The organism is Thioclava sp. F36-6 (assembly GCF_002020305.1).
GTDB classification, from domain to species: domain Bacteria; phylum Pseudomonadota; class Alphaproteobacteria; order Rhodobacterales; family Rhodobacteraceae; genus Thioclava; species Thioclava sediminum.
In genome coordinates, this window is record NZ_MPZX01000001.1 from 79,932 (window position 1) to 100,999 (window position 21,068).

Annotated in this window: 24 protein-coding genes; 8 read left to right on the forward strand and 16 right to left on the reverse strand. The window is 64.4% G+C overall.

Features of this window, described 5'->3' with window-relative positions; translation table 11 throughout:
- Positions 1 to 33 precede the first annotated feature (33 nt).
- Entirely contained in the window at positions 34 to 846 is an 813-nt protein-coding gene (gene murI, locus BMI88_RS00355; protein WP_078545045.1) for a glutamate racemase, read from the forward strand.
- A gap of 18 nt (positions 847 to 864) precedes the next feature.
- On the opposite strand, the gene BMI88_RS00360 is transcribed toward murI, so the two are convergent.
- On the reverse strand, positions 865 to 1,680 hold the full coding sequence (locus BMI88_RS00360; protein WP_078545047.1) for a DUF805 domain-containing protein: 816 nt from the start codon (positions 1,678 to 1,680) through the stop codon (positions 865 to 867).
- Positions 1,681 to 1,783: 103 nt separating this feature from the next.
- Between BMI88_RS00360 and argC the strand changes: the two genes are divergently transcribed.
- From argC to BMI88_RS00380, 4 genes are all read left to right on the forward strand, one after another.
- Entirely contained in the window at positions 1,784 to 2,812 is a 1,029-nt protein-coding gene (argC, locus tag BMI88_RS00365) for an N-acetyl-gamma-glutamyl-phosphate reductase (protein WP_078545049.1), read from the forward strand.
- A 63-nt stretch (positions 2,813 to 2,875) separates the two neighbouring features.
- Positions 2,876 to 3,319: a cytochrome c maturation protein CcmE gene (gene ccmE, locus BMI88_RS00370; RefSeq protein ID WP_078545052.1), complete on the forward strand. Its 444-nt coding sequence runs from the start codon at positions 2,876 to 2,878 to the stop codon at positions 3,317 to 3,319.
- A gap of 85 nt (positions 3,320 to 3,404) precedes the next feature.
- Positions 3,405 to 4,016 (forward strand): holin-associated N-acetylmuramidase, encoded by a 612-nt coding sequence (locus tag BMI88_RS00375; protein WP_078545054.1) that lies wholly within the window; start codon positions 3,405 to 3,407, stop codon positions 4,014 to 4,016.
- Entirely contained in the window at positions 4,007 to 4,501 is a 495-nt protein-coding gene (locus tag BMI88_RS00380; protein WP_078545056.1) for a holin family protein, read from the forward strand. Before BMI88_RS00375 ends, BMI88_RS00380 begins: the two co-directional genes overlap by 10 nt.
- A gap of 141 nt (positions 4,502 to 4,642) precedes the next feature.
- Here BMI88_RS00380 and metG read toward each other — a convergent pair whose 3' ends face one another.
- Complete coding sequence (gene metG, locus BMI88_RS00385) at positions 4,643 to 6,352, reverse strand: methionine--tRNA ligase (protein ID WP_078545058.1); 1,710 nt, start codon at positions 6,350 to 6,352, stop codon at positions 4,643 to 4,645.
- A 271-nt stretch (positions 6,353 to 6,623) separates the two neighbouring features.
- On the opposite strand from metG, the gene BMI88_RS00390 reads away from it, so the two are divergent.
- Positions 6,624 to 7,334, forward strand: a complete 711-nt coding sequence (locus BMI88_RS00390) for a YoaK family protein (protein WP_168173913.1) — start codon at positions 6,624 to 6,626, stop codon at positions 7,332 to 7,334.
- Positions 7,335 to 7,417: 83 nt separating this feature from the next.
- On the opposite strand, the gene rpmE is transcribed toward BMI88_RS00390, so the two are convergent.
- On the reverse strand, positions 7,418 to 7,639 hold the full coding sequence (gene rpmE, locus BMI88_RS00395; RefSeq protein ID WP_078522037.1) for a 50S ribosomal protein L31: 222 nt from the start codon (positions 7,637 to 7,639) through the stop codon (positions 7,418 to 7,420).
- Between the two features lie 11 nt (positions 7,640 to 7,650).
- Positions 7,651 to 8,028 (reverse strand): 50S ribosomal protein L19, encoded by a 378-nt coding sequence (rplS, locus tag BMI88_RS00400; RefSeq protein ID WP_075775806.1) that lies wholly within the window; start codon positions 8,026 to 8,028, stop codon positions 7,651 to 7,653.
- Between the two features lie 459 nt (positions 8,029 to 8,487).
- Here rplS and BMI88_RS00405 point away from each other — a divergent pair, with 459 nt between their 5' ends.
- Positions 8,488 to 9,027 carry a lysozyme inhibitor LprI family protein gene (locus BMI88_RS00405; protein ID WP_168173914.1) on the forward strand — a complete coding sequence of 180 codons (540 nt, stop codon included), beginning with the start codon at positions 8,488 to 8,490 and terminating at the stop codon, positions 9,025 to 9,027.
- Between the two features lie 149 nt (positions 9,028 to 9,176).
- Here BMI88_RS00405 and trmD read toward each other — a convergent pair whose 3' ends face one another.
- The 8 genes from trmD to BMI88_RS00445 form a co-directional block, all read right to left on the reverse strand.
- Positions 9,177 to 9,986, reverse strand: a complete 810-nt coding sequence (gene trmD, locus BMI88_RS00410; RefSeq protein ID WP_078545064.1) for a tRNA (guanosine(37)-N1)-methyltransferase TrmD — start codon at positions 9,984 to 9,986, stop codon at positions 9,177 to 9,179.
- Positions 9,979 to 10,794, reverse strand: a complete 816-nt coding sequence (locus BMI88_RS00415; RefSeq protein WP_078545066.1) for a hypothetical protein — start codon at positions 10,792 to 10,794, stop codon at positions 9,979 to 9,981. Before BMI88_RS00415 ends, trmD begins: the two co-directional genes overlap by 8 nt.
- A gap of 4 nt (positions 10,795 to 10,798) precedes the next feature.
- Positions 10,799 to 11,305: a ribosome maturation factor RimM gene (rimM, locus tag BMI88_RS00420; protein ID WP_078545068.1), complete on the reverse strand. Its 507-nt coding sequence runs from the start codon at positions 11,303 to 11,305 to the stop codon at positions 10,799 to 10,801.
- An 83-nt stretch (positions 11,306 to 11,388) separates the two neighbouring features.
- Complete coding sequence (gene rpsP / locus BMI88_RS00425; RefSeq protein WP_078545070.1) at positions 11,389 to 11,760, reverse strand: 30S ribosomal protein S16; 372 nt, start codon at positions 11,758 to 11,760, stop codon at positions 11,389 to 11,391.
- Positions 11,761 to 11,805: 45 nt separating this feature from the next.
- Positions 11,806 to 12,102 (reverse strand): chorismate mutase, encoded by a 297-nt coding sequence (locus tag BMI88_RS00430; protein ID WP_078545072.1) that lies wholly within the window; start codon positions 12,100 to 12,102, stop codon positions 11,806 to 11,808.
- Positions 12,099 to 12,641 carry a GNAT family N-acetyltransferase gene (locus BMI88_RS00435; protein WP_078545075.1) on the reverse strand — a complete coding sequence of 181 codons (543 nt, stop codon included), beginning with the start codon at positions 12,639 to 12,641 and terminating at the stop codon, positions 12,099 to 12,101. The genes BMI88_RS00430 and BMI88_RS00435 overlap by 4 nt, the downstream gene beginning before the upstream one ends.
- A gap of 4 nt (positions 12,642 to 12,645) precedes the next feature.
- Positions 12,646 to 14,145 carry a signal recognition particle protein gene (gene ffh, locus BMI88_RS00440; RefSeq protein ID WP_078545077.1) on the reverse strand — a complete coding sequence of 500 codons (1,500 nt, stop codon included), beginning with the start codon at positions 14,143 to 14,145 and terminating at the stop codon, positions 12,646 to 12,648.
- Between the two features lie 206 nt (positions 14,146 to 14,351).
- On the reverse strand, positions 14,352 to 14,924 hold the full coding sequence (locus BMI88_RS00445) for an NAD(P)H-dependent oxidoreductase (RefSeq protein ID WP_078545080.1): 573 nt from the start codon (positions 14,922 to 14,924) through the stop codon (positions 14,352 to 14,354).
- 123 nt (positions 14,925 to 15,047) lie between these two features.
- Here BMI88_RS00445 and BMI88_RS00450 point away from each other — a divergent pair, with 123 nt between their 5' ends.
- Complete coding sequence (locus BMI88_RS00450; protein WP_078545083.1) at positions 15,048 to 15,944, forward strand: LysR family transcriptional regulator; 897 nt, start codon at positions 15,048 to 15,050, stop codon at positions 15,942 to 15,944.
- 1 nt (position 15,945) lies between these two features.
- On the opposite strand, the gene BMI88_RS00455 is transcribed toward BMI88_RS00450, so the two are convergent.
- The 4 genes from BMI88_RS00455 to BMI88_RS00470 are packed head-to-tail and all read right to left on the reverse strand — an operon-like array spanning position 15,946 to position 20,866.
- Entirely contained in the window at positions 15,946 to 17,142 is a 1,197-nt protein-coding gene (locus BMI88_RS00455; protein WP_168173915.1) for an OpgC domain-containing protein, read from the reverse strand.
- On the reverse strand, positions 17,135 to 18,949 hold the full coding sequence (mdoH, locus tag BMI88_RS00460; protein ID WP_078545086.1) for a glucans biosynthesis glucosyltransferase MdoH: 1,815 nt from the start codon (positions 18,947 to 18,949) through the stop codon (positions 17,135 to 17,137). The genes BMI88_RS00455 and mdoH overlap by 8 nt, the downstream gene beginning before the upstream one ends.
- A gap of 1 nt (position 18,950) precedes the next feature.
- Positions 18,951 to 19,163: a hypothetical protein gene (locus BMI88_RS00465; RefSeq protein WP_078522025.1), complete on the reverse strand. Its 213-nt coding sequence runs from the start codon at positions 19,161 to 19,163 to the stop codon at positions 18,951 to 18,953.
- Positions 19,160 to 20,866 (reverse strand): glucan biosynthesis protein, encoded by a 1,707-nt coding sequence (locus BMI88_RS00470; RefSeq protein WP_348638889.1) that lies wholly within the window; start codon positions 20,864 to 20,866, stop codon positions 19,160 to 19,162. Before BMI88_RS00470 ends, BMI88_RS00465 begins: the two co-directional genes overlap by 4 nt.
- Between the last annotated feature and the right edge of the window lie 202 nt (positions 20,867 to 21,068).

Here is a 21,068-nt window from a genome sequence, read left to right on the forward strand (position 1 = left end):
CTGTTGCGGCCCGGACGGGCGAGGGGCGCGAGCATGGCAGTAGGCGTTTTCGATTCAGGTCTGGGCGGGCTGACAGTCTATGATGCCTGCGCCAAGCGGCTGCCGGACATGGCCTTTTGTTATTATGGCGATAACGCCCATGCGCCTTACGGGGTGCGCGATGCCGATGACATCTTCAACCTGACCTGCGCGGGCGTCGAACGGCTCTGGGAGGAAGGCTGTGATCTGGTGATCCTCGCCTGTAACACGGCCTCTGCCGCCGCGCTCAAGCGGATGCAGGAGACCTGGATCCCCGAGGGCAAACGCGTGCTGGGCGTCTTCGTGCCGATGATCGAGGCGCTGACCGAGCGCAAATGGGGCGACAACTCCCCGCCGCGCGAAGTGGCGGTGAAGCATGTGGCGCTGTTTGCGACGCCCGCGACGGTGGCGAGCCGCGCGTTCCAGCGCGAACTGGCCTTCCGCGCGATTGGCGTCGATGTCGAGGCGCAGCCCTGCGGCGGCGTGGTCGATGCGATCGAGACCGGCGACGAGATCCTCGCCGAAGCGCTGGTGAAATCCCATGTCGAGGCGCTCAAGCGGCGGATGCCGAAGCCCGAGGCCGCGATCCTTGGCTGCACCCATTACCCGCTGATGCAGAAGACCTTCCAGGAAGCGCTGGGCCCGAGCGTGGACGTCTACAGCCAAGCCAATCTGGTGGCCGAAAGCCTCGCGGATTACCTCGAGCGTCGCCCCGAATTCAGAGGCGCGGGCACGGAATCGAAGTTCCTGACCACCGGCGATCCGGCCTCGGTCTCGAGCCACGCGACGCAATTCCTGCGCTACGCGATCCGGTTCGAGGCGGCCTGAGCCGCCGCGCCTCAGGGGTCAGCCGAAACGGTTTTCGCCGTATGTGCCCCTGAGCAGCATGAAGACGAAGAGCATGATGCCCCAAACCAGCATCAAAATGGCCCAAAGCATCGTCAGCATTCCCATCGACGCGAGAATGGCGTCCGGGTCTCGGATGCCCGAGGAGATGGCGAGGAAGGCGATCACGAAGCCGCCCAAGAAGCTCATCAGGATGTAAAGCCCGAACCACCAGCCAGAGCGGTTCGTGTCATGTAGCCGGCGCACCGTTACCGAGACCGAGGGCAGGAAGGTCGCGATGGAGATCACCGCACTGATTGCGGCCCCGTCCTGACCCATCGAGGCCTCCGCAAAGCCGCCCGCGAACCCCGCCAGCGTGACGAACAGCACGAACCACCAATATTCCGACCGGCTCGCCCGGCCTTTGAAGGTCACGTATTTCCGGAAGCAGACCTTGATCGCCTCGAAGAAGCCGCGCGAAGGCGCCCCGGCATACATCCCGTCCGAGCCAATCCCGCGCTTCGCGCGCTCGCGTTCGATCGAGGCATCGGCATAGGCGCGGGGATCGGCGGAGGAGAGCTTGCCCTCCTGCTGATGGCGCTGTGCAATGCGGGCCGCGTAATTCGTCGCGCCGCTATGCGGGTCGGCGCCCGTGGCCGCAGTGTCCGGGGCTCGCCGGAAGAAGTGATCGCCCGCAGGCTCCCATCCTTCCATTCCGTCTTGCCAAACCATCGTTTCGGGCTTGATACGACCTGCCCGCACCATATCCGTCATATGTTCTGCGGGGAACGGACCGACGGGATCTTTCCCATCGGCGTAATACCACTGCTCTGCCACGGCCTGCCTCGTTCACTGTCGGTCGTCACTCCGGTTCACACGGAGTTTATTTGAGTGTGAGCTTAGGGTAAGGGAGAGCCGAGCGACAAGCGCGGAGGTTGATATGACGAAGAAAATCGCGATTCTGGGCGCATCGGGCTACACCGGCGCCGAACTCGTCCGGCTGATCGCCACCCATCCGAATATGGACATCGTGGCCCTCTCGGGCGAGCGAAAGGCCGGTATGGCGATGGGCGAGGTGTTCCCGCATTTGCGCCATCTGGGCCTGCCCGATCTGGTGAAAATCGAAGAGATCGACTTCTCGAATGTCGATCTGGCCTTCTGCGCGCTGCCGCATGCGACCTCGCAGGCGGTGATCAAGGAACTGCCGCGCGATCTGAAGATCGTGGACCTCTCGGCCGATTTCCGGCTGCGCGATCCGGCCGAATACGAGAAGTGGTATGGCAAGCCCCATGCCGCGGTCGAGCTGCAGAAAGAGGCGGTCTACGGCCTAACCGAGTTCTACCGCGACGCGATTCGCGAAGCGCGGCTGGTCGCGGGCACGGGCTGTAACGCCGCCGCGGGCCAATTCGCGATCCGCCCGCTGATCGAAGCCGGGGTGATCGACCTCGACGATATCATCCTCGACCTGAAGAACGGGGTGTCGGGCGCGGGCCGCTCGCTGAAGGAAAACCTGCTCCATGCGGAGCTGTCGGGCGGTGTGGCGCCCTATTCGCAAGGTGGAAAGCATCGTCACCTCGGCGAATTCGATCAGGAATTCAGTGCGTTGGCGGGCCGCCCCGTGATGGTGCAGTTCACCCCGCATCTGGCGCCCTTCAACCGGGGCATCCTCGCCTCGGCCTACGTGAAGGGCGATCCCGAGGCCGTCTACAAAGCGCTGGCAGACCGCTACGCGGACGAAATCTTCATGGAGATGCTACCTTTCGGCGCAGTTCCGTCCACCAGGTCTGTAACTGGCTCCAATTATGCCCATATTGGTGTATCAGGAGACAGGATCCCCGGGCGCGCGCTCGTGGTCGTGGCTATCGACAACCTCTGCAAGGGGTCGTCGGGACAAGCGATCCAGAACGCGAACCTCATGCTCGGGCTGGAGGAAAGCGAAGGGCTGATGCTCGCCCCCGTCTTCCCTTGATCCGCGTCAATGGCACTGCCGGCGCGGTAAGGTAGACGAAGCGGCATCTGAGGAGGCGAAGAGATGAAGAGTCTGAAGAAGAAACGTCGTATCCAGGTGCTGAGCGTTGCGGCGCTGGCCTTGGTGATCGCGACCGTCACGATCGGCTATTCGATGCGCGGCGGCATCAACTTCTTCCGTGCGCCTTCGCAGCTTGCCACCGAACCGCCGCAGCCCGGCGAGGTGTTCCGCCTCGGCGGGCTGGTCGAGAAAGGCTCTCTCAAGCGCGGTCAGGGCGAGGTCATCGAATTCAATGTCACCGATGGCGGCGCGACCGTCCCGGTGAAATTCGCGGGCGTCCTGCCGGACCTCTTCAAAGAGGGTCAGGGCATGATCGGCACGGGCAAGATGGAAGGCGATACTTTCGTGGCCTCCGAGATTCTCGCCAAGCACGACGAGAATTATATGCCCAAGGAAGTCGTCGACGCGCTGAAGGAACAGGGCGTCTACGAGGGCCCGTCGTCGTAATCGCGACCCCGGCGAACGCTCTCTTTTAGCCCTCTTAATCGCACGGCCCGAGCCTGCCTGACGTTGTCATCAACGGAGGCAGGCCATGAAATCGGTCACCCAGATCGCGGCGGAGATCGTCGCGCGCGAAGGCGGTTATGTCGATGATCCGGACGATCCGGGCGGTGCGACCAAGCACGGCGTCACGCTCGGAACCCTGCGCCGGTTGGGGCGCGATCTGACAGGAGATGGCCGGGTGGACGAGATGGATATCCGCGCGCTCGACCCGGGCCAAGCCGCCGAGATTTTCATCGAGCATTACTATAAGAGCCCGCGCATCGACCGGTTGCCGCCCTCGGTGCAGGCCTCGGTCTTCGACATGTATGTGAATGCGGGCGGCAATGCGGTCGTCATCCTGCAGCGCCTGCTGGGCGACATGGGCCAGCGCGTCGTCGTGGACGGGATCATCGGCCCGCAGACCATCGCCGCCGCAGAACTCGCCGATGCGGCCGCGCCCGGATATTTCGCCGATGCCTACGGGATCGCGCGGCGCAACTATTACTACCGGATCGCCGATGCGCGGCCCGCAAGCCGCAAATACGCGACGACGCGGGCGGGCGGGAAGGGCGGCTGGATCCGCCGCGCCGAGGAGTTCATCTCGCCGCGCTTTTACCTCACCGAGGGCGAGCATCGCAAGCGGGTGGTGAAATGGGCATGATCGAGAAACTGCTCGGCGGTGCGGGCACGGTGAAGGCGGCGGGCGAGGCGGCCAGCTCGGTGGCGGAGGTTTTCGTGCCCAATGCCACGAAGAAGCTCGAGGCCGCGCAGTCCGCCTATATTGCGGCCCTTCAGGAGCACGGGGCCGAGTTCGAATATATCCGACCCGGTCGCTTCGATCGGATCGTGAACGGCCTCAATCGCCTGCCGCGCCCGGTGCTCGCCTTCGGGATCGTGGGGCTTTTTGTCTATGCGATGCTCGACCCGGTCGGCTTCGCGCAACGGATGGTGGGCCTGGGCTACGTGCCCGAGCCGCTCTGGTGGCTTCTGGGTGCGGTGGTCAGCTTCTATTTCGGCGCGCGCGAGGCGTATTACTTCCGGATGAAGAAGGTGCCGGGGGTGCCTCCCGCAGCGCTCGCCCCCACTTCGTCAGAGGAAAACGCCGCGCTCTCGGCCTGGCGGGCGGGCGAGAAACCGGCCGGGTAGGGGGCGCTGCCCCCGCTCCCTGCGGGAGCTCCCCCGGGATATTTGAGGCAGTTGGAAGAGGGCAGGTCTTTGATTCCAATTGCCGGAAGTATCCCGGGGTGAATTCGCGGAAGCGAAGAGGGGCAGAGCCCCTGATGCGTCTCAGTCGCGGGTGCCTGCGAACCGCTCCTGCCATTCCTCGCGCTCGTCATCCGTAATCTTGCGGAAGAGCACCTCGGGGGTGGTAAAGGCATGGCCCGCGGGCAGCGCCTCGAGCGCCGTTTTCACATCGCCCGGCCAGCCGCGATCCTCGTCGCCCATCGCCTCGAGCATGATCTTCGCCGCATCGGGAATGAAGGGCGCCGAGAGCACCGCGTAGATCGGGATCAGGTTCAGCGCGAGCCGCGCGATGGCCGCCGCCTGATCAGAGTCGGTCTTGAACACCGACCAAGGCGCCGACGCCTGCAGGTATTCGTTGCCCGCGACCCAGATTCCGCGCAGCTCCATCGCCGCCTTGCGGATATCCTTCTCTTCCATATGCGTCTCGTAGGCGCGGATGCGGGTGGTCAGATCCTCGATCAGGGCCGCTTCCTGCTCGCCCCAGCTTCCGCCTTCCGGGATCGCCTCGCCGAATTTCGAGCGGGTGAACTTGGTGATCCGGCTGACGAAGTTGCCCAGCACATCGGCGAGGTCCTTGTTCGCCGAGACCTGGAAATTCTCCCAGGTGAATTCGGCATCCGCGCTTTCCGGAGCGTGGGACAGAAGCCACCAGCGCCAGTAATCGGCGGGCAGAAGCTCCAGCGCCTGATCCATGAAGACGCCGCGGCCGCGCGAGGTCGAGAACTGGCCGCCATCGTAGTTCAGGTAGTTGAACGACTTGATGTAATCCACGAGCTTCCACGGCTCGCCCGAGCCGAGGATCGTCGCAGGGAACGAGAGCGTGTGGAAGGGGACGTTATCCTTGCCCATGAACTGGGTGTAGGTGACGTCGTCGGCGCCCTTGTCGGTGCGCCACCAGCGCTTCCAGTCGCCGCCCGTCTTCTCGGTCCATTCCTCGGTCGCGGCGATATATTCGATCGGCGCGTCGAACCAGACGTAGAAGACCTTGCCTTCCATGCCCGACCACGGCGCACCTTCGAATTGCGCGGGCACGCCCCAGCTGAGGTCGCGGGTGATGCCGCGGTCCTGCAGCCCGTCGCCGTCATGGAGCCATTTCTTCGCGATCGAGGTGGTCAGCACCGGCCAGTCGGACTTGCTGTCGATCCACGCATCCAGCCGATCCTTCATCGCCGACTGGCGCAGGAACAGGTGCTTGGTCTCGCGCATCTCCAGATCGGTCGAACCCGAGATCGTCGAATGCGGGTTGATCAGGTCGACCGGGTCGAGCTGCTTGGTGCAGTTGTCGCATTGATCGCCGCGCGCGCTCTCGAAGCCGCAATTGGGGCAGGTGCCCTCGATATAGCGGTCGGGCAGGAAGCGCCCGTCGGCCTTGGAATACATCTGGGTTTCCGAGACTTCGCGGATCAGCCCGGCCTCGGCCAACTTCACCGCGAAATGCTGCGTCAGGCGATGGTTCTGCGGGCTGGACGAGCGCCCGAAGTGATCGAAGCTGAGCCGGAAGCCTTCCGCGATCTTGGCCTGCACCTCGTGCATCTCCGCGCAGTACTCGGCGACCGGCTTGCCCGCTTTCGCAGCGGCGAGTTCGGCGGGGGTGCCGTGCTCGTCGGTGGCGCAGATGAACATCACCTCGTTGCCCCGCGCGCGCTGGTAGCGGGCGAAGAGATCAGCCGGCAGCTGCGAGCCCACGAGATTGCCGAGGTGCTTGATGCCGTTGATATAGGGAATGGCCGAGGTAATGAGATGGCGCGCCATGTAGGACCCTCTTGCTGTGGAGCGTTTGAGCGCGGGTTTACTAGGGAATCATGGGAAGGGCTAGGGGGGAGCGCCGAGACGCGTTTCGTGCGGCTTCGGGTCCAGTCGAGCGGGTGGATCTTGCCGATTGCGTCCTCGGTGTTGCGCCATGTCTCGACGCCGGCGCGCTGACAAAAGGCGAGGGAAAATGTGGGCTGTGCCTCCAAGACTTGCTTTTGCGCAGGTGGCGTCGATAGTCGGGGCGAGACGGAGCGAGTGTAGGGGGCAAGCGGTGCTGATACATGCCGGAGACGATCGGAGCGTTTCGATCGACCTCGCGCTGGCGATCTGGCTGGCGCTGGTCGCGGGCGCGGTGAATGCGGCCGGGTTCCGGGCGCTCGGGTATTTCTCGGCCAACATGACCGGGAATGTCTCGACCGCGACCGATCTGCTCGCGCTAGGGCGGTTCGGCACGGCGATCTGGTTCCTGCTTCTGTTGCTGGCCTTCGTCTTCGGGGCCTTCGCCTCCGGGGTGCTGATTGACGTGGGGCAGCGCCGGCGGCTGCACGGGATATTCGCGCTGTCGATCCTGCTGGAAGCCGCGCTGCTGATCGTGCTGACGATCCTCGATATGGTCTGGGCCGCGGCGATGAGCGAGCATCTGATGATGATCGGCCTCAGCTTCCTGATGGGGCTGCAGAACGCGGCGAGCACGAAAATCTCGGACGGGCGGGTGCGCACGAGCCATGTGTCCGGCATCGCGACCGATCTTGGGCTGGAGCTTGCGGCGCTTTTGCCGGGCGCGCGCGATGCGGAGACCAGACAGGTACTGCGATCGCGGCTCCTGCTGCATGTCGCGACGCTGTGTTCGTTCTTCGCGGGCGGCATCGCAGGCGTGCTGGGATATGAGCGCATCGGCCCGATGGTCTTCGCGCTGGCGGCGGCGCTGCTGATCGTCATCGCCGTGCCGGAACTGCGCAAGGTCTATCGCGGGGGGCGGTGAACCTTACCGCTATGAGCGCAGGGACGCGCATGAAAAGGGCGCCCGTGAGGCGCCCTTTTCCGTAACAGTCATGCAGCTCAGGCTCAGAAGCCGAGGCCGGCATATTTGTTCTTGAACTTCGACACGCGACCACCGGTGTCCATGAGGCGCGACGAACCACCGTTCCACGCCGGGTGCGAGGTCGGGTCGATGTCGAGGGTGAGGGTGTCGCCCTCGGAGCCCCAGGTCGAGCGGGTCTGATACTCGGTCCCGTCGGTCATCTTGACGGTGATCGTGTGGTAGTCGGGATGGGTTTCGGCTTTCATCGTCCCGCTCCTTATTTCGCAGCTTTGGGCTTGTAGTGGGTGTCTTCGGCGATACGAGCCGACTTACCGCGACGTGCGCGCAGGTAGTACAGCTTGGCGCGACGCACGCGGCCACGGCGGACCACTTCGATCGAGTCGATGTTGGTCGAATACAGCGGGAACACACGCTCCACGCCTTCGCCGAAGGAGATCTTGCGCACGGTGAACGAAGCCGCCAGCGTGTCGCCGCCCTTGCGCGAGATGCAGACGCCTTCATAGGCCTGCACGCGCGAACGGGTGCCTTCGGTCACTTTGTAGCCGACGCGAATGGTGTCACCGGCTTTGAAATCCGGGATGGTCTTGTTGAGCTCGGCGATTTGTTCCGCCTCGAGCTGTGCGATCAGGTTCATCGCAACGTCCTTTCACATGCTCACGGTTTGTCCCGTGAAGGTTTCGCCGCCTCAGAGCTCCGCGTCTTCATCGGGTCCGGTCGCCTTTTCAGGGTCGCGCCCGCGGGAGATTTCAGGTCGTCTTTCGCTTTTTGCGCCCTTCGCCGGTGCCGTGACGCGGACCGAAGAAGGCTCCGCTTGGCTACAGCAAAAGGGTCCGAGGGCCGATTCCGGTCCGGACCCGCGCGTATTACGGGGAAATGACCAATGTGGCAAGGGGGAAGTGGGGGGCGTGGCGGCGATGTGTTGGCTAGCATGTTTTAAACCATATTTTGCGCCATCGGCATCCCCATGACAGCGTTCAACAAATCAAACGCTTGACCTCTCCGCCTCGTCCGGCAAATTGCCTATAGGCAGAAGGCCAATTTGTGCATGCCGAGTCACATTCAATTTCAATCAAGTTATTTTAAGGAAATACCAATGCTGAGACAGGGGGCGATTTTTTTGGGTCTAGCGATTGCCGGAAGCGATGCGCAAGCAAATGACTGGGATGCAGCCGCAGCTGAGTACAATAAGTCATATCTGCAAGTTGAAGATTGTTTCGCACGCGAGCCGATCGATCGAGAAGCTTGTGTCGTTGCAGGCATTCACAAGTGTGTACGAGATTTGGAGGGAGTGCTCGAAACCAAAGGTCTCCCCATTCCCGGAGGAGCTGCGGTATCTCCTCACGAGTATTGCAACTACATCGGCTTGGACCGCGCGGACGAGCACTTGAATGTTGTGTATCAACGCATACTGAAGCAAGGCCCGGAGCGCCCTCATGACAAAGAAGCGGTCGCTAATCTGCGCGCCGCTCAGAGGCTTTGGCTTCAGTTCGCGAATGCAATGTGCTCCGGAGAGAATATCGTTGGCTGGCACGCTGGGGGCTCGGGCTGGGGGGCGATAACGGCTGAATGCACTACGCGCCTTTCGATCCAGCAAGCTGCGAACTTAGAAGACTACTTCACCATCGAAAACTGAGGCTGGTGGAGACTGGATCGGTTGAAGGTAGGTCTTCAATAAAGAGATTTACGTCTTGGGTTTGTAGCGAAGAGTCGGCAGTCGCCGGGTGTGCCCTATACATTGGCGGGATGTCTTTCTTGCCATCGGCAAAAGGTATCTAGCCCCCCTCACTCCCCACGCTTCTCCCACAAATCCGGTCGCCGTTCCTGCGTGAGCTTTTCGCTCATTTCGCGGCGCCACTCTTCGATCTTCTTGTGGTTGCCCGAGGTCAGCACTTCGGGGATCGAGCGGCCTTCCCATTCGGCGGGGCGGGTGTATTGGGGGTGCTCCAGCAGCCCGCTGGAGTGGCTTTCCTCGACCGCGCTCTCGGCATTACCCAGAACGCCCGGCAGCAGCCGCACGGTGGCGTCAATCAGCACTTGGGCGGCCACCTCGCCACCCGTCAGGACGAAATCGCCGATCGAGACTTCCTCGACGCCGAAATGTTCCAGCACGCGCTCGTCCACGCCCTCGAACCGCCCGCAGAGAAGCGTCATGCCGTCAGCCTCGGCAAAGCGGCGCGCCATCTCCTGCGTCAGCGGCTTGCCGCGCGGCGAGAGATAAACGACCGGCCAACGCGCACGGTCATCCGGCGTGCCGTGGGCGGCCTGCTTGAGCGCCTCACCCACCACATCGGCGCGCAGCACCATGCCCGCGCCGCCGCCGGCGGGCGTGTCGTCGACATTGCGGTGCTTGCCGATGCCGAAGGGGCGCAGGTCGATCGTCTCCAGCGCCCAGAGGCCCAAATCGCGGGCGCGACCCAGAAGGCTCAGGCCCAGCGTGCCGGGGAAGGCTTCGGGGAAGAGCGTGACGATCTTCGCGGTCCACGCGCCTTTGAGCCGCGGCGGCTCGTCCATAAGCGAACTGGGCTTGCGCGTCGGCGAGATCGTCAAGCGGCCATGCGACTTGGTCGCGAGCTTGGGTTTGTCGTCACTCATCGGATTTCGCCTCTGCCTCTTCGCGCCATGCGGCTCGCAATATGGCGCGCTTTTTCTCTTTTGTGGCCTCGCGCGGCAACCCTTCCGCGTTGATTGCGGCAAGTTGGTCGGCCAGCGCCGCCCGGTCCACCCTCTGCGGGCGTGCATTGGCCGTAATCCCGAGGCCCAGCGACGCGCGCACCTCGAGGGGGACATCCATCAGATCGAGGAGCGGCGTAAGCGGGCCGTGGGGATTGGCACGGGCTTCGTCGAGCATCACCCATGTCACCGGGGCGGGGTCCACAGTGCTCACGATCTCGCGCAGAACGGGGGCGAGGTCGAAGCCCGACAGCCGGGTGCGGAAGGTGTCGAGCGAGTCCGTCAACATGCCGCTGCGCACATGCTGCCAATGCAGGCTCTCGATCCACGCGGTCTTTTCGCGCGTGGTCAGGAAGAGCTGCAACTCGAGCGCGTCTTCGTATTTCGCGCGGAATACCTCGGCCAGCGCGCCCATCAGGGCGGGCGTCGCGGAATAGTCCAGCACGCCATCGCGGCCCGGCATATGTCCTGCGAGCCCTTCGATCGAGATCACGGCTTGCGTGGTGTCTTCGGGAAGGGCATCGGCCCAACTGGCCAGCGCGGCTTGATAGAGCCCCAGCTCGAACGGGTCGCGGGTCAGTGAAAAGGCGCGGGCTGCGGCGGCTGCGTCGGGAATATCTTCGCGGAGCGCAATCGCCCAGTCGGGCAAATGGGCGCTGACTTCGCGCAGCCCGGTCTGGATCGTGGAGGTGCCGGTCTTGTGAAAGCCCGGATGGACGATCACGCGCATCCGATCACAGATCCTCGGGCGGGTCGGCGACGATACGCTGCGCGGCGAGGTCCACGGTCGGCACGATGGCTTTGGTGAAGGGCAGTAGCAGAGCCTGTTTGCGCCCGGGCGCGAAGATTTCGAGGATGTCGCCCGCGCCGTGATTGTGGACCGCGCGCACGGTGCCGATCTTGGTGCCGCCGGTATCGACCACCGTCAGCCCGATCAGGTCGGCATGATAGAATTCGTCGTCAGGAAGCGAGGGCAGCTTGTCGCGGTCGGCCCAGAGGGTCACGCCACGCAGCGCATCGGCCTCTTCCTTCGTGGCCACGCCCGACAGCCTCACGCCAAGCCCGTTCTTCAGGCCCCGTGTCAGTGTCACGTCGAACTGGCGCGCGCCGTCTTCGGTATAAAGCGGGGCGTAGCCCACGATATCCTCGGGTTCGGCGCAGAAACTCTTGAGGCGCACTTCGCCCTGCACGCCGAAAGCTCCGGCAATGGCACCCACGCAGACGCGTTCGGGTTGGGTCATGATGCGGTCCTCTGTGCTAGATCGGATGGGGCAGGGGCCGGGCACCTATCGCGCCCGGCCCACCAGCCATCCATAGCTGCCGATTATTCTTCGGCGGGTGCTTCTTCAGCGTTCGCCTCAGCGGCCTTGGCGGCACGCTGCTCGGCGCGCTCCTGGGCTTTCTTGCCCGGAACGGCTTTCTTCATGTTGGCGCGGGTCGGCTTGCTGCGCTCGCCGGCGGCTTCGAGGAAGCGCGCGATGCGGTCGGTCGGCTGCGCGCCCTGGTCGAGCCAGTACTTCACGCGCTCGATGTTCATTTTCACGCGGTCTTCGCTGTCTTTCGGGAGCAGCGGGTTGTAGGTGCCCAGCTTCTCGAGGAAGCGGCCGTCACGCGGCATGCGCGAGTCGGTAGCGACGATCGAATAGAACGGACGCTTCTTGGAACCCCCACGAGCGAGGCGGATTTTCATAGCCATGTCAGTTGTCTCCTTTGGATGGCTGGTGATGGGCCGGATGGCCCGTCATTTCTGGAATTTCTCGTGATGCCGGATCACTTCCGAAATCACGAAATTGAGGAACTTCTTCGCGAATTCCGGATCGAGCCCGGAATCGCTCGCCAGCTTTTCGAGCCGGGCGATCTGCTTGGCCTCCCGATCGGGATCGGAGGGCGGAAGGTCGTGCTCTGCCTTCAGCTTGCCGACGGCCTGCGTCTGGGCAAAGCGTTCGGCCAGCGTGTAGATCATCACCGCATCGAGCCGGTCGATGCTGTCGCGATGCTCTTTCAGCAACTCAGCGGCACGGGTGGTTGAATCGCTCATGCGGCGGCCTCCTTCGGTGCGGGGTGACGCCAGACGACGATCGGCGGCTCCCCGGGATAGGCGGCCTGCGGGTCGGGGCGCGCGCCCAGACGCTCGGCCAACGCGGTCGAACGGGTGTTGTTCGGATCGATATAGCTGACCGCGGTCGACCAGTTCAGGGCGCCAAACGCATGCGCGATCACCGCGCGCGCGGCCTCGGCCACGTAGCCCTTGCCTTCGGCGTCCTGCGACCAGACCGACCAGGCGATCTCGGCCTCGGGCCAGCTCTCGGGCATCCAGGGGCCAAGCGCCCCGAAACCCTGATCCGAGCCGCGCTCGGTCATCACGAACATGCCCCAGCCGCGCAGAACCCAATGGCCGGTGATCGCAGCAAAACTGCGCCATGCGGCTTCCGGAGTCGGCTCCTTCACCGGGCGGAACCAGTGGCTGCGCTCGGACATGTAGAAATCGCGCCATGCTTCCCAGTCCGCAGCCTTCGGGGCGCGGAGCACGAGACGCTCGGTCTCGAGAACAGGGGTGGGGGAGAGCGCGACGGTCATCGGATCACTTCTTCTTGCCGAAACCCGACAGGCCCGGCGGCAGCGCGCCGCCCAGACCGGGCATGCCGCCCTTGGGCATCTTGCCGCCCATCGCCTTCGCCGCGGCTTCGACCTCGGCGGGATCCATGTTGGCCAGATCCGGCGCACCGCCGCCCTTGCCGCCCATCATCTTCATCGCCTGTTTCATCATGCCGCCCTTGCCCATCTTCGAGAGCTTCTTCATCGAGTCGGACATCTGGCGGTGCATCTTCAGCAGCTTGTTGAGGTCGGACACCTCTAGGCCTGCGCCCGCCGCGATGCGCTTCTTGCGGCTCGCCTGAAGGATCTGCGGGTTGGCGCGCTCTTTCTTGGTCATCGAGTTGATGAGCGCGATCTGGTGGGTGATCGTCTTGTCGTTCAGGCCCGCATCTTCGGCCTGCTTGGCGTATTTCGACATGCCCGGCATCATCCCCATGACGCCCTGCATCCCGCCCATCTTGATCATCTGCTCAAGCTGGTTCTTCATGTCGTTCATGTTGAACAGGCCCTTCTGGAAGCGCTTGGCCATGCGCTCCGCCTGTTCCTGTTCCAGCGTTTCCTGCGCGCGCTCCACGAGGGCGACGATATCGCCCATGCCGAGGATGCGGCCCGCGATGCGCTCGGCCTCGAAGGTCTCGAGCGCGTCCATCTTCTCGCCCAGGCCCACGAAGCGGATCGGCTTGCCGGTGACCGCGCGCATCGAGAGCGCCGCACCGCCGCGACCGTCGCCGTCCATCCGGGTCAGAACGACGCCCGAGACGCCGACCTTCTCGTCGAACTCGGTCGCGACGTTCACCGCGTCCTGACCGGTCAGGCCATCGACAACGAGGAGGGTCTCACGCGGGTTCGCGACATCGCGCACCGCCTGAACCTCGTCCATCAGCACTTCGTCGATATGCAGACGGCCCGCGGTGTCGAGCATGTAGACGTCATAGCCGCCGAGTGTCGCCTGCTGCTTCGCGCGCTTGGCGATCTGCACGGCGCTTTCGCCCTTCACGATCGGCAGCGTGTCGACGCCGATCTGCGTGCCGAGGATCTGCAGCTGCTCCATTGCGGCGGGGCGGTTGGTGTCGAGCGAGGCCATCAGCACGCGCTTGCCTTCGCGGTCCTTGAGACGCTTGGCGAGCTTGGCGGTGGTGGTGGTCTTACCCGAGCCCTGCAGGCCGACCATCAGGATCGGCGCGGGCGGGTTGTCGATCTTCAGCGCATCGGCGGCCTCTTCGCCCGCGAGCATCTTGATCAGCTCGTCATGGACGATCTTGACGACCTGCTGGCCCGGTGTGACCGATTTGGTGACGGCCGCGCCGGTGGCCTTGCCCTCGACCGATTTGATGAACTGGCGGGCGACCGGCAGCGAAACGTCGGCTTCGAGAAGCGCGACGCGCACTTCGCGCATGGCCGTTTTCACGTCATCGGCGGAAAGCGCACCTTGTTTGGTCAGCCGGTCGAAGACGCCACCTAGGCGCTCTGATAGACTTTCGAACATGGGCCACCCTCCTGTGATTGGGGCCGGGACAAACGACAAGCGCACCAGTGGGCGCAACGCGCTGACTGGTGGCGATCCCGACCTCATGCCGGGACCGGAGGGATTCGTCCTCCGGGGAAATCTCGCGTGAACTATGACAAAGGCCCCGCGGAGTCAACCACGGGGCCAGTCTGGGGAGGTAGGGAACGTCTTTGCAGACTGGGGGATCAGGCTGCGAGTTCGATGATCTGGGTCTCGGCCTTGGCGATCGCCGCATCTTCATCGAGGTTCACGCCCTCGGCTGCGACCACGGTCACGTCAGTGATGCCGATGAAGCCCAGAACCTGCTTGATGTAGGGCGTCGCGAAATCGAAGGCGGAGCCCTGCGGCACGCCGCCCGAGGAGTAGGCGATGACAACGCGCTTCGGACCAGCGAGGCCTTCGGGGCCAGCTTCGGTGTAGCGGAAGGTCTCGCCGACGCGGCAGACCATGTCGATCCAGTGCTTGAGGGGGCCGGTGACGCCGAAGTTGTAGACGCCGCAACCGATGACGAGCGTGTCGGCGGCCTTGAGTTCGGCGATCAGCTCGTCGGACAGGGCGAGCAGCTCTTTCTGCTCATCGCTGCGCTGGTCGGCAGGGGTATAGGCCGCGCCGATCCATGCGCCGTCGATGGAAGGAATGGCGGTCGCGTCGCGGGCGGTGACGTCGCCGCCGATCCGCTCGACGATCTTGTCGGTGAGGCGTTTGGAGATCGACGCGTCGCCCTTGATGGAGCTGTCGATACGCAGGGTCTTGGTCATGGGGAGGACTCCGTAAAACGTGTTCGATGTGGGGTCGTGAATTTCGGTCTGCGCCTTACTTGTCTCTTGCAATCCAGAACGCAACGGGCATGATCGAGCAGATTATGTTCACGGATGCACAGCATGAGCTTTGACAGTTGGGATGAAATCCGCACCGCTTTCCACGTGGCGCGCATCGGCACCGTCTCTGGGGCGGCAGAGGTTTTGGGCGTTCACCACGCAACGGTGATCCGCCATGTCGACGCTCTGGAAGACAAGCTGGGCACCAAGCTGTTCCAGCGCCATCCGCGTGGCTACACGCCGACCGAAGCAGGGCAGCAATTGCTCTCCGTGGGGCAGGCGACCGAGGACCAGTTCAGCCAGCTCGCCGCCCGGATCGCGGGGGCAGGGGACGAAGTGACGGGCGAGCTGATCGTGACGTCGCTGACCGCGGTTTCGGTGCTGGTGCTGCCCGCGATGGAAAAGCTGCTGGGCGAATATCCCGGGCTGCGTCTGCGTTACCTGACCGATCAGCGCGTGTTCCGGCTGGAATATGGCGAGGCGCATGTCGCGATCCGCGCCGGCAACCGCCCGACCGAGCCCGATAACGTCGTGCAGTCGCTGGGCCGGATGCAAAACGCGCTCTATGCGAGCCACGCCTATGTCGAGCGCTTCGGGATCCCGCGCTCGAAGGAAGAGCTCGCCAAGCATCGCTTCGTCTCGAACGACAACCGCGACAGCCGCGCGCCGTTCTATCGCTGGCTGCGCGACAATGTGCCCGATGAGCAGGTCGTGTTCCGCGCGAACGAGCATGAAAGCCAAGTCGATGCGATCAAGGCGGGTCTGGGCTTGGGCTTCCTGACCGTGCCGATGGGCCGTGCCGATCCGACGCTCGAAGAGGTGGTGAAGCCTTACGATACCTGGGACACCAACCTGTGGCTGGTGACCCATGTCGATCTGCACCGGACGCCGAAGGTTCAGGCCGCCGTGAAAGCGATCAAGGAACAAGCGGCCCGTTCGGACGGCCTGATCCTGAGCTGAGCTATTCGGCTGCGTGCAGCCGCACGGGGGCCGGTGCGGGCTCCGTCTCTTCGCGCGCCTTCCGACGTCGCGCCACGGCCTTCGCGCCGAAATTGTCGCGCCCGTAGGCGAAGGCGAATTGCAGCGCGAGCCCGCCGAAGATCAGCAGCGTATCCTGCCAGAACCCGCCCGGATGTACCTGCTTCACCGTCTGGCCCGCGATCGCCAGCACCGTGCCGAGCGCGAAGATCGGCAGCGAGTGACGTCCCAGCATTCGGATCGGCTCCAGCACGCGCGCCTCGGCGATGCGCGGGATGATCCCCGGCAGCGACAGGATGTAGGCGAGCGCCAGCAGGTGCGACAGGCGCGGCAGCGACACGAAGGTCTTGTCGAAGCCCGCGATGAAGAAGGGCACGTTCCATTGGCGCAACTGCCAGACCGCGTGGCCGAAATTCTTCAGCATCCAGCCGTTGTGGATCCAGACAAAGGTCAGCGCCAGCCAGCCCGCTGCGAGCGCGATGATCCAGCCTTTCACCGGCACCAGCCGCTTGCCCTGGCGCAGCGACAGCCCGGTCAGGATGCCGAGGCTGAACACCAGTTGCCACGCCAGCGGGTTGAAGAACCAGCCGCCCTCCATCGGGTAGTTCGGCAGGTTCAGCCGGAACAGCCCCGTCGCCACCCAAAGCCCGACCGAGGTCGCTAGCAGCGCCAATTTGCTGCGCTGTCCGATCCGGATCAGCGCGGGCGCCATCAACAAGAGTGCCATATACATCGGCAGGATGTTCACATAGCCCAGCTGGTGACCCAGCGTCGCGATCCCGATCAGGAAGCCGAAGGGATCGGTGCCATAGATCTTCATCGCGTTCTTGGACAGCATCGCCTCGTTGCCCCAGAACTGCACGGCGGCGGAGACGATCGCGATCGCCCAGACGGCGGTCAGGATATGCACGAGATAGAGAAGCCACGCCCGGCCCCAGAGCCGCGAGGTGCCTTCCCAGCTCAGCCCCTTCGCCAGCGCCGGACCGTAGGCCAGCGCGGCGGCGAGGCCGGACATGAAGACGAAGCCCTCCGCCGCATCCGAGAAGCCCAGATTGCGGGAGGTGAAGTTCTCGTAGAGATTGCCCGGGATGTGATCGATATAGATCATCACCAGCGCGAGGCCGCGGAACAGATCGATCCGCAGGTCGCGCCCGGGTTTCATCAGCGCGATATTACGCATGTGCGGGGCTCCGGTGAGGGGCGTCCGCGAAGCCGGCGCGGTCGCCCTCGGGGGTCGGGAAAGCGTTTTCCCAGCGGGTGAAGATCGCATCGTGCAGACGCAGGATGCGGGGCGTGTCGATTTCGCTCGGCACCAGCATCAGCTGCGAGCGCGACGGCTGCGACGACCACGAGATCAGCCACGGCGCGGCGACCATCGGCAGGCCCACCGGCAGCAGCCAGAACAGCAGACCCGGCGCGAGCCACCATGTGACGGCAAGGCCTGTCGCGCCGATCGCCACGATCCACCACGCCGCGGTGAACCCGTCGGCCACGCTCAGCCGTCCGTCGCCGCGGTTATTGGTGGGCCAGCCGCCATCCGCGCCGAACAGCACCTGAAAGACCGAGCGCGTCGCGAAGGCCAGCAGCACCGGGGCGGTGAGCGAGGAGAACAGCAATTCGCCCAGCGTCGAGGCGAAGGCGAGATTGCCGCCGCCGAAGCCGCGCGCTGTACCGTTCATCGCCGCACGCGCCGCGATCAGCAGTTTCGGCACCAGCAGAAGCCCGAAGATGCCGATGGCGAGGCCGATCGCTTTCGAGGCTTCCGACGGCGGGAAATAGGGGAAGGGCCAGTAAGGCTCGGGGAAGTAATCCGGCGGCGGCACGAACAGGGGCGCCGCAACCGAGGCGACGAGAAAGCCCAGCCAGAACAGGGGCGCGATATAGGCCATGATGCCCTGCGCAAAGACGAACCGCGACCAGCCGCGCAGCCCCGGTGCGCCGATGATGCGCGCATGTTGCAGGTTGCCCTGACACCAGCGTCGGTCGCGCTTGGCATGATCGACGATATTCTCGGGGCCTTCCTCGAAGGAGCCTTCCAGATCGTCGTCGAGCCGCACCAGCCAGCCGTTGCGCGCCAGAAGTGCTGCCTCGACATAGTCATGGCTCATCACATGCCCGCCGAAGGGCGGTTGGCCCGTCAACGCGGGCAGGCCGCAGCTTTCGGCAAAGGCGCGCGTGCGCACGATGGCGTTGTGGCCCCAGAACGGGCCGGTCCTGCCCTGCAGCATCGCAAGGCCGCGCGCGAAGACGGGCGAGAAGAAGCTGGCCGAGAATTGCATCGCACGGGCGAAGCGCGAGCTTCCCCGCACCACTTTCGGCAGGGTCTGCAACAGGCCGAGACGCGGCTCGGCCTCGATCCGGCGGATCATCTGCAGGATCGTCTCGCCTTCCATCAGGCTGTCGGCATCGAGGATCAGCGCGTAATCATAGGCCGCGCCGGAGCGGGTGATGAAATCCTCGATATTGCCGGCCTTCTTGCCCACGTTGTTGGTGCGGCGGCGATAAAAGAACCGGCCAAGCGCGTCACGCTCTTCCACGAGATGGGCGAAGACCTGCACCTCGCGCTGGGCGATGTCGTCCTTGCGGGTGTCCGAGAGGATCGCGAAATGCACCTCCGCATCGTCGCCGGTCGCGGCGAGCGAGGCATCCATCGCGGCCACGCGCGAGAAGGTGGAGACCGGGTCTTCGTTATAGACCGGCACCAGCACGACGGTGCGGCCCTGGATGCGCGCGTGCGGGTCCACGCGCGGCGGCGGCTCGGCGCGCGAGGTCAGCCCGATCAGCGCCTGCACCGCGCCCCAGGCGAGCCAGAGCGTCGAGATCAGGATCAGGAGCGCGCGCACCACGTCGAGCGTCTGCAAGCCGTCGGCCTGGCCGAACTGAATGAACAGAACGAAGGCGCCGATACCCGCAAGCGCGGCGAGCCCGAGCGCCAGAGCGCGCAGGCCGATCAGCAATGCGCCGCGAGGACGCGCGAGCGCGGACATGTCAGGTGCCTTCCCCGACCGGGCGGCGGGTCAGCATCCGGGCGAGCCGGGTGCTCAGCCGAAGATCGGGTTCGATCTGTTGGGCAGGCATGGCCATCGGGGCCACCGGCAGCGCGGCGGGCCCGGCAACGAGGTCTTCGGGCGATAGCCGGCGCTGGGCGCGCGGCTGGTCGGTCAGCGCCGGCACTGCCGGCAGCGTCAAAATAGAATTCATGATTTGGTCCACTGGTAAAGCCAGGTCTCGGAGAGGTTCCGTCCAAAACCGGCAAGAGTGGCAGAGAGTTCCACGGGCGCGTCGTCATCGGCGGAAATATCCAGCACGAGACGCCAGACATTGTCCTGTTCGACCTTCGAAAGGGTCTGCGTTTCGATCTTGCCCTTGTTCGCGTGAGTGACGGGTTTGATTTCATCGACGGCGGAGGCCGGCAGGCGCGAAATCTCTCCGCCCTTGAAATCAATGACGAATTTCCGGGTGCCCTTGGTGTTCTCGACGCCCGAGACACCGCCGGTCCCGGCCCATGTCTGGTCCACATAGGCGCGCTGATCGCTCGGATCGGGGGGCAGATCGCCCCATTCCAGCCGATAGGCGAATTCCAGCGCATCGCCTGCTTTTGCCGGAGCTTCGGGCACCCAGAAGGCGACGATATTGTCGTTCACCTCGAGTTTCGAGGGGATCTCGACCAGCCGAACCATGCCCTTGCCCCAGTCGCCCTGCGGTGTCACGCGGACCGAGGGGCGGCGCTCGTAGCGGGCCGAGGCGTCCTGATAGTGATCGAATTCGCGCTCGCGCTGATAGAGGCCGAAGCTCTGCGGCGCGCTCTCGGCGAAATAGGAGGAGGCGAGCTTGTTGGGGTTCTGCAGCGGGCGCCACAACTTGTCGCCATCGGCCTGCTCGATCGCCAGCCCGTCGCTGTCATGCACGCGCGGGCGGTAGTCGTCGAAATTATGCCGGTTGCGCGGTCCGTAGAGGAACATTGAGGTCAGCGGCGCGACGCCGAGCTGCTGGATATCCTCGCGGATGAAGAGCCGCGCGGTCACGTCGACCGAGGTCGCCTCGCCCGGGGTGATGACGAATTTGTAGGCCCCCGTCAGCGAGGCGGAGTGCATCTCGGCGAAGACGGTGATCGAGGTCGCGCCCGAGGTCGGCGTCTCGACCCAGAACTGGGTGAAACGCGGAAATTCTTCGGCGACTGAGACGCCGGTGTTCACGGCAAGCCCGCGGGCCGACAGGCCATAGGCCGAACCCCGGCCGAGCGCGCGGAAGTAGGACGCGCCCTGGAACGCGATCAGCTCGTCCATGACATCGGGGCGGTTGAGCGGCGTGTTCAGCCGGAAGCCCGCGATGCCCGGAAGATCGGCATGTTCGGGGACGATCTTGCGGGCTTTGCTCTGGTAGATGAAATCGTCGGTCGAGAAGTTCATCGGGCTCGCTTGCCCGTTTTCGACGCTTGAGAGATGCACCGGCTCTTTGAAAAGCCAGCCCAGATGGAAGGCCTGCAACTCGAAGCGCGTGTCTTCGATATTCTCGAAGCGCGACTTGTCCGGGTCGAAGCGGATCATCCGGTAGCTGTCGTAATCCAGCTTGCTCAGGAAATCGGCCGAGCTGGTCTCGGGCGGGACGGCGTCTCCCTTCGCGGCCTTCTGCATCCGTGCCGCGAGATCGTCGAAAGAAAACGGCGATTGCTGCGGTGCGGCGGGGGGCGGGGTGGGAGCGGTAGCGGGTTCGGCCGGGGCGGCGCTGTCTTGCGCGAGCGCATGACCGGGCCAGCCTCCCGCGGCGGCGAACGCGCCAAAAGCGGAACCGGCGGCGAGGAGCTGTCGGCGGGAGAATTGGGGCACTTGCACAGTGCGGGGATTAGGCATCTGTTTCCCTGCGATTACAGTCGCTTCGCACGGAGAAAAACCACCGTGCTGCATTTTGCATAGCCACATGCCCAGAAAAACTGCAAGAGGGTATGCGAGGCCCATCGGACGGACAGGGTCGAGCCATGCGATTCTCGCATAACATCGCCCATCCATGCATCGAAAAGCGCGATTTCCCGCCGATTCAGCGACATTTGTGCCGCAGAATGCCGCATGTGCAAAATGGCGGGAGAGGGGCCGATCGCTGTCGCTTTGA

Coding starts and splice junctions, on each gene's coding strand:
- murI (WP_078545045.1), top strand. CDS start 34: ATGGCAGTAGGCGTTTTCGATTCAGGTCTGGGCGGGCTGACAGTCTAT.
- argC (WP_078545049.1), top strand. CDS start 1,784: ATGACGAAGAAAATCGCGATTCTGGGCGCATCGGGCTACACCGGCGCC.
- ccmE (WP_078545052.1), top strand. CDS start 2,876: ATGAAGAGTCTGAAGAAGAAACGTCGTATCCAGGTGCTGAGCGTTGCG.
- BMI88_RS00375 (WP_078545054.1), top strand. CDS start 3,405: ATGAAATCGGTCACCCAGATCGCGGCGGAGATCGTCGCGCGCGAAGGC.
- BMI88_RS00380 (WP_078545056.1), top strand. CDS start 4,007: ATGGGCATGATCGAGAAACTGCTCGGCGGTGCGGGCACGGTGAAGGCG.
- metG (WP_078545058.1), bottom strand. CDS start 6,352: ATGGCGCGCCATCTCATTACCTCGGCCATTCCCTATATCAACGGCATC.
- rpmE (WP_078522037.1), bottom strand. CDS start 7,639: ATGAAAGCCGAAACCCATCCCGACTACCACACGATCACCGTCAAGATG.
- rplS (WP_075775806.1), bottom strand. CDS start 8,028: ATGAACCTGATCGCACAGCTCGAGGCGGAACAAATCGCCGAGCTCAAC.
- BMI88_RS00405 (WP_168173914.1), top strand. CDS start 8,488: ATGCTGAGACAGGGGGCGATTTTTTTGGGTCTAGCGATTGCCGGAAGC.
- trmD (WP_078545064.1), bottom strand. CDS start 9,986: ATGAGTGACGACAAACCCAAGCTCGCGACCAAGTCGCATGGCCGCTTG.
- BMI88_RS00415 (WP_078545066.1), bottom strand. CDS start 10,794: ATGCGCGTGATCGTCCATCCGGGCTTTCACAAGACCGGCACCTCCACG.
- rimM (WP_078545068.1), bottom strand. CDS start 11,305: ATGACCCAACCCGAACGCGTCTGCGTGGGTGCCATTGCCGGAGCTTTC.
- rpsP (WP_078545070.1), bottom strand. CDS start 11,760: ATGGCTATGAAAATCCGCCTCGCTCGTGGGGGTTCCAAGAAGCGTCCG.
- BMI88_RS00430 (WP_078545072.1), bottom strand. CDS start 12,102: ATGAGCGATTCAACCACCCGTGCCGCTGAGTTGCTGAAAGAGCATCGC.
- BMI88_RS00435 (WP_078545075.1), bottom strand. CDS start 12,641: ATGACCGTCGCGCTCTCCCCCACCCCTGTTCTCGAGACCGAGCGTCTC.
- ffh (WP_078545077.1), bottom strand. CDS start 14,145: ATGTTCGAAAGTCTATCAGAGCGCCTAGGTGGCGTCTTCGACCGGCTG.
- BMI88_RS00445 (WP_078545080.1), bottom strand. CDS start 14,924: ATGACCAAGACCCTGCGTATCGACAGCTCCATCAAGGGCGACGCGTCG.
- BMI88_RS00450 (WP_078545083.1), top strand. CDS start 15,048: ATGAGCTTTGACAGTTGGGATGAAATCCGCACCGCTTTCCACGTGGCG.
- BMI88_RS00455 (WP_168173915.1), bottom strand. CDS start 17,142: ATGCGTAATATCGCGCTGATGAAACCCGGGCGCGACCTGCGGATCGAT.
- mdoH (WP_078545086.1), bottom strand. CDS start 18,949: ATGTCCGCGCTCGCGCGTCCTCGCGGCGCATTGCTGATCGGCCTGCGC.
- BMI88_RS00465 (WP_078522025.1), bottom strand. CDS start 19,163: ATGAATTCTATTTTGACGCTGCCGGCAGTGCCGGCGCTGACCGACCAG.
- BMI88_RS00470 (WP_348638889.1), bottom strand. CDS start 20,866: ATGCAGCACGGTGGTTTTTCTCCGTGCGAAGCGACTGTAATCGCAGGG.